Raw genomic sequence first — 6,137 nt, 5'->3', positions numbered from 1 at the left:
TGTCCATCGGCCTGCGCGATTGGGCCCATGGGTTCTGATTAGAGAGCCTTGGTATAAGGCGTTAAATATAAAGGATGGACTTGCTCCGGCTTTTGAAGCTCGGCCAGTGGCGTTGTCACCGGTCCAGGTCCAAGCTGTGGAGGGGCGAGAAGGGCTCTATGTTCTTCCAGGGCATGTTGGATTAGCGGAGTACGAAAGTCAGTTGTCTATTGCTCATGATTTGTCTGGATCTCTGGCTGCTTTACAGAACATTCCCGGTTCGCTCAGATGGTTAATCGACTTGACAGCCGCGGAGATAGATGCGGATATTGTACTAGTAGATATGAGTCCTAGTCTAGGCGCTATAAATCAAAATCTTCTTACAACGAGCGATGCTTTTATTATTCCGACAGCCCCAGACTTTTTTTCTGCTATGGCGCTGAGATCGCTGGCCAGAGTAGTTCCGAAATGGACCTCCTGGTCTGCCAAAGCCGCTGAGCAAAGTGTTTTGCAGGATTCAGCTTATCCTTGGCCTAATAAGACACCAAAGTATCTAGGTTCGATTGTGCAAAACTATCGCGTACGATCGCGCGATGGGAAGAAAGAAGCTCCGACTCGCGCTTATGAAAAGTGGTTTAGTGCGTTGTTAGAAGTAAAACAGGAGATTCTTATGCCTTCGCTGGAAAAAGCAGGGCTTTTGCTCGATAAGGAGGCCTACGATGTATCTGCGGCGCCTTTAGATAAGTTTCTTATTGAAGTACCAGATTTCAATAGCCTAATAGCGATTTCGCAATCACTATCTAAGCCAGTGTTTGATCTGGATAAAGATGACATTGCCAATTCCGGATCTGTCGCGAAAAATCAGGTTGAAAGCGCAGAAAAATTCAAAAAAATATATCAAGAAGCTGCAGATAAGATAATAAACATTGTAGCATGAAGAGCCACCTCTCCTTAGCCCTTGGGACCTTCCAATCTGGGTGTACACGTGCGGAAGGCCTTTGTGCAATCTTCCACCATTTACGCCGTACAGCCCCGGCCGCAATGGATTGCGATGACATACTGAGATCTGCAGTAGTTCTGGCGGTCAGCTCTTTTGACTTGTTCATTCATGACCTATTCAGGCTTGAGGTGATTCATAGGATAAGAACTGGAAAGAAAGTTGATATTTTCAAAGTGCCTTTCAATGTTTTACTACAGCGAGATCTCGAACGAATCGAATCGATTGAGGCGTGCATAAGGGAGGACAATTCTTACAAGTCTTTTGTGGCCCCGGATAAATTGGCATCCTGCCTGCGACCTCTTGTTAATGATCCATGGGAGAAGATATCTAGCTGCCTAGTGCGGACATCCTCCGTTGCTAAAGCTGAGTTAAAAAGAGTTGTTGATCTCAGAAACAGAATAGCTCACGAGGCAGATCTCAATCCCGCTTTAGGTGGAGTAGAGCTTTGGCCGATATACCGCGAAGACGTAGAGACATCGGTCGAATTCCTTAGGCGATTGGGGGCCGCGATCGCTAAGGTGTTAGATGATGCCTGACACCACGCAGTTGGTTGAATGCTGCGGCTGCCTGGAACAAGATGCTGTATGAAAAGGCGGCTTTTTGGCCCTCGGAATGCTGTGCCGTTCACGGAGGATTCAGTTACTGCGCCGTCTCCCTCATGAGGTGACTTCGGCCGGCGCACTCGTTAGCAAGCCAGTCAATAAATCTCTTGGTGTTCAATGTGCCGTGCAAGCGCGAGCCCAGCCGAGCGATGAATGGCCCCATCCGCGCCGCCGCGTGCGCTCCTTGTCCCATGCCAATGGGAGAAGGAGGCCTCGCGAAACGAGGTCGAATGGGGGCGCTGGGTGGGGGCTTCGTTGTTCGGGCCTCGTCGGCGCTTTCGCGTTGCGGCCTCATCAGCATCGCCCTCGTCCGCATTTTAGCGGCATGGCCGGGCGTGTCCCGACTACCCACGCAGGGCCGATGCGGCATCGGCGCCGAGAAGACCGCAGCGGGCCGGCGTGAATGCCCGGCACAGGGCCGGGCATGACGCGGACGGGATAGTCCGTCTCGGCTGGTCCGGCCGGCAAACTCGTTTGCAGGCCAACCCATCGATCGCTTGGTGTCCAGTGTGCTCTCGGGCTCGCGCGGGTCAAGGACGGGGGCGGAGCCTCCGCCAGCTCGGCTGATTCATCCTTGACGCGTGCGATCCCGAGAGCGAGCCTCGGCCAAGCGATGAATGGGGTTTTCCGTGCAGGGGGGCGCGCCCCTTCTCCCACTTGTGGGAGAAGGTGGCCTCGCGAAGCGAGGTCGGATGAGGGCGCTGGGCGGGAGCTTCGGTGTTTTCGGCGGCCGTCTTTGCGAGCGCAGCGACGCAACCTAGAGCAAGCGCTTCGGCCCCTGGGTTGCTTCGGCGGAGCCTGTGCCGGGCCGGCCAACAGGCCGGACCCGGTGCTCGCAATGACGGTGGGCGTTGCGGCCTCGTCGGCATCGCCCTCATCCGACCCTTGCTGACGCAAGGGCCACCTTCTCCCGCGAGCGGGAGAAGGCGTGCCGTCGTCTACCGTCATGGCGTCCCTCCACGCCGCGACGGTGCGGCCTCGTTGCCGAGAAGACCGCAGCGGAACGGCGTGGAGGCCCGGCACGACGCGGGCGGGGTGAGGCGTATCGGCTGGTCCGGGCCGGCAAACTCGTTTGCAGTCGAACCCATTGATCACTTGGGGGCCAGTGTGCTCTCGGGCTCGCGCGGGTCAAGGACGCGGCGTAGCCGCGCCAGCTCCGCTGGTTTCATCCTTGACGCGTGTGAGCCCGAGAGCGAGCCTCGGCCAAGCGATGAATGGGGTTTTACGCGCAGAAGCGCGCTCCTTCTCCCATGGCAATGGGAGAAGGTGGCCTCGCGAAGCGAGGTCGGATGAGGGCGCTGGGCGAGGGCTGCGGTGATGCGGCTTCGTTAGCGTTTTGCATTGCTGACTCTTCGGCACCGCCCTCATCCGACCCTTGCTGACGCAAGGGCCACCTTCTCCCGCAAGCGGGAGAAGGAGAGCCGCGGTCCGCATCCTTGCGTCATCGGCGGTCCCGGCCATCCACGCTGGGACGCGGTGGCCATCTGCGCCGATAAGACCGCAGCGGGGCGGCGTGGATGCCCGGCACGAGGCCGGGCATGACGCTAACAGGTGATCCGGATCGGCTCGTCCGGCCGGCAAACTCGTTTGCCGACCAACCCATTTATCGCTTGGGGGCCACTGTGCTCTCGGGCTCGCGCGGGTCAAGGACGGCATCCATGTCGGGCTTGCCCGACATGGACACTTGAGTGGTTGAAGTCGGGCAGGCCCGACTTCAACGGAGCCTCCGCCAGCTCCGCTGGTTTCATCCTTGACGCGCGCGAGCCCGAGAGCGAGCCGCAACCAAGCGATGAATGGGTTTTTCAACGCAGGTGCGCGCGCTCCTTCTCCCACTTGTGGGAGAAGGTGGCCTCGCGAAGCGAGGTCGGATGAGGGCGCGGGGCGGGAGCTGCGGTGTTTTCGGCGCCCGTCTTTGCGAGCGCAGCGAAGCGACCCAGAGCGAGCGCTTCGGCCCCTGGGTTGCTTCGGCGGAGCCTGTGCCGGGCCGGCCAACAGGCCGGACCCGGTACTCGCAATGACGGCGAGCATTGCGGCCTCATCGGCATCGCCCTCATCCGACCTTCGCTGACGCGAAGGCCACCTTCTCCCGCGAGCGGGGAGAAGGGAATGCCGCCGTCTTCATTCGTTCGTCATGGCCGGGCGCGTCCCGGCCATCCACGCCGGGACGGCGCAGCATCGTCGCCGAGAACACCGCGACGCGCCGGCACGACGCCAGGCATGACGCGACCGCGATGCGCCGCCCCGCAATCGCGTTGCGGTTGGCGTCTAACGGCGAAGCGGGTTCAAGGCCGCTCACCGCGGCCGAACAGGGCGCGGATGGTCTGCCCCGACACGACAATCCCCTTGCAGACGACGCCGACGGTAATGGCAAATGTCGCCAGTACGGCAACCGCATATTTGTTCATGATGCCTCCCAGGCCATGCGATAGAGCCACTTCTGTGCGGGAAGGCAAGGGCGCGACTCGCGCGACGACGAACGGCCCGCGCGTGGTTCGCCGTGGTCCAACGATGTCATCCCGGGACGCGCGCCGCGCGGGTCCGGAAATTTGAGAAAACGCGGATGCGGACTGGAGGGATCATGGGGCTCGTTTCGTCCACGCGCGGATCCGGCGCCGCCGGCGCGACCCAGGTCGACGGAGGGACCCATGACCGATGACGACTTCAACGCCTTCTGCGCGGCGCTGCCGGCCACGACCACTGTCAACCAGTGGGGCGGCGCTGACGTCTGGAAGGTGGGCGGCAAAGTGTTCGCGATCGGCGGGTGGCGGGAGCGCGAGCCGAGCTTTACGTTCAAGGCCGGCGAGATGGCGTTCGAGATGCTGCGCGACCAGCCGGGCCTGCGCCCCGCGCCCTATCTCGCCTCGCGCGGGCTGAAGTGGATCCAGCATTACGCCAGCCCCGGCCTGAGCGACGCCGATCTGCGCCATTACATCGCCCGCTCGCACGGCCTCGTGGCGCGGGGCCTGCCGAAGACGCGGCAGCGCGCGCTGGGATTGTTGGCGGGGTGAGGGCGCGTCCCCAACGCCGTCATTCCGGGTCGCGCCGCAGGGGCGAGCCCGGACCCGGTGTGCGCGGGCGATGCCCGCGCTGGATTAACTCCATCGCAGAACCCCGGTTCCGGGTTCGGCTGCGCCGCCCCGGAATGCCCCCCTCACATCCCGCCGTTCGACCCCGCATCCGCGCTCGGCGGCGCGCCGGGCCGGACGACAATCACCCGCCGGTAGCGGCGCAGCTGGCCGCGCGGAAACACGATGTCGTAGGTCACGCTGTCGACCCCGACGAAGCCGGGCGTGGCGCGGTACAGAACTTCCGTCACCGGCACGCGGCGGGTGTCGCATTTCACCCGCACGTTGGAGGTGGGGAAGTTGGGAAAATCGCGGGCGTGGCGCGCTTCGATCGTGCCGTTGGACGGGCCCGCGACGAGCTGCACCGTCGGCAGGCCGATCGTCGCGCAGGTCGGGTCGAGCGCGTAGAACGAGCCGATGCGCACGGTGCCCCGCGGGGGTATCGGATAGGTGGCGCGCGCGGCTTGCGTGGTGTGGGGCGGCATGGCGAGCGCGGCGGCGAGACATCCGAGACGAAGAGCGCGACCAAGCATCGGCAAACCTCAATCAAATCAATCCGGCAATCCCGCGAGTAACGCTGCGGCAGGGGACGGTGTCAAGGCTGGCGGATGGGTGAGGAGCGTGAGGCGATGCGGTCGCTGCCGCGCGTTTTATCGACAACACCCGTCATTCCGGGCCGCGCCGGAGGCGTGAACCCGGAACCGGTGTGCGCGAGCGATATAGGTGGGGTGCTTTGCGCGATGGCAGAACCCCGGTTCCGGGTTCGCCTTGCGGCGCCCCGGAATGACGCCCCTCACCCCGCCTCGATCAGCCTGATCGCCTCTTCCCGCTCGAACAGATGCAGCAGGGTCCGGATCGCCTCGCCATTGGCGCCATCCAGATTCGGCTGTGCCGCCACGATGGTTTGCGCCGCGTCACGCGCCAGCGGCAGCAGCCCGCCGTGGACGGACAAATCCGCCAGCTTGAACCCCGGCGCTCCGGACTGGCGGGTGCCCAGCACCTCGCCCTCGCCGCGCAGTTTCAGATCCTCTTCCGCGATCAAGAATCCGTCTTCCGTCGCGCGCAGAATCTCGATGCGCGCCTGGGCGACGTCACCCAAGGGCGCCTTGTAGAGCAGCAGGCACACGGACGCGCCGGGGCCGCGGCCGACGCGGCCGCGCAGCTGATGGATCTGCGACAGGCCGAACCGCTCGGCGTGTTCGATGACGATGATGGTGGCTTCCGGCACGTCGACGCCGACCTCGATGACCGTGGTGGCGCAAAGAATCTGCGTGCGGCCGGCGGCGAAGGCCGCCATCGCCGCATCCTTGTCCGGCCCCTTCATCTTGCCGTGCACCAGCCCGACGCGCTCGCCGAAGAACATTTTCAGCATGTCGTAGCGCTCCTGCGCAGCGGCGACGTCGAGGTCTTCGTTTTCCTCGACCAGCGGGCAGACCCAGTAGGCGCGGGCGCCACTCGCGATCACCTTGCCGAGGCGGGTGATCACATCCT

General features: G+C 62.8%; 6 protein-coding genes. 3 read left to right on the top strand and 3 right to left on the bottom strand.

Annotation, left to right across the window (positions count from 1 at the left end; genetic code table 11):
- Both GSQ79_RS28150 and GSQ79_RS28145 read left to right on the top strand, forming a co-directional pair.
- Positions 1-916: ParA family protein (locus tag GSQ79_RS28150; RefSeq protein ID WP_210253243.1), on the top strand; the 916-nt coding region annotated here is incomplete at its 5' end.
- The gene (locus GSQ79_RS28145) at positions 913-1,515 is read left to right on the top strand and encodes a HEPN domain-containing protein (protein ID WP_158812047.1); all 603 of its coding nucleotides are present in this window, start codon (positions 913-915) and stop codon (positions 1,513-1,515) included. The genes GSQ79_RS28150 and GSQ79_RS28145, both read left to right, overlap by 4 nt.
- A 2,348-nt stretch (positions 1,516-3,863) precedes the next feature.
- On the opposite strand, the gene GSQ79_RS30150 is transcribed toward GSQ79_RS28145, so the two are convergent.
- Positions 3,864-3,986, bottom strand: a complete 123-nt coding sequence (locus tag GSQ79_RS30150; protein WP_256379059.1) for a hypothetical protein — start codon at positions 3,984-3,986, stop codon at positions 3,864-3,866.
- 240 nt (positions 3,987-4,226) lie between these two features.
- Between GSQ79_RS30150 and GSQ79_RS28140 the strand changes: the two genes are divergently transcribed.
- Positions 4,227-4,589, top strand: coding sequence for an MmcQ/YjbR family DNA-binding protein (locus GSQ79_RS28140; protein WP_158812046.1), 363 nt, complete (start codon positions 4,227-4,229; stop codon positions 4,587-4,589).
- 143 nt (positions 4,590-4,732) lie between these two features.
- On the opposite strand, the gene GSQ79_RS28135 is transcribed toward GSQ79_RS28140, so the two are convergent.
- A complete protein-coding gene (locus GSQ79_RS28135; protein WP_158812045.1) occupies positions 4,733-5,179 on the bottom strand; it encodes a hypothetical protein in 447 nt (148 codons plus the stop codon).
- A 260-nt stretch (positions 5,180-5,439) separates the two neighbouring features.
- Positions 5,440-6,137, bottom strand: a 698-nt coding sequence (locus GSQ79_RS28130; protein ID WP_256379058.1) for a helicase-related protein, incomplete at its 5' end; no start/stop codon positions are given.

This window comes from Beijerinckia sp. L45, assembly GCF_009765775.1.
Classification (GTDB): domain Bacteria; phylum Pseudomonadota; class Alphaproteobacteria; order Rhizobiales; family Beijerinckiaceae; genus RH-AL1.
This window is presented reverse-complemented; position numbering and strand designations above follow the sequence as displayed.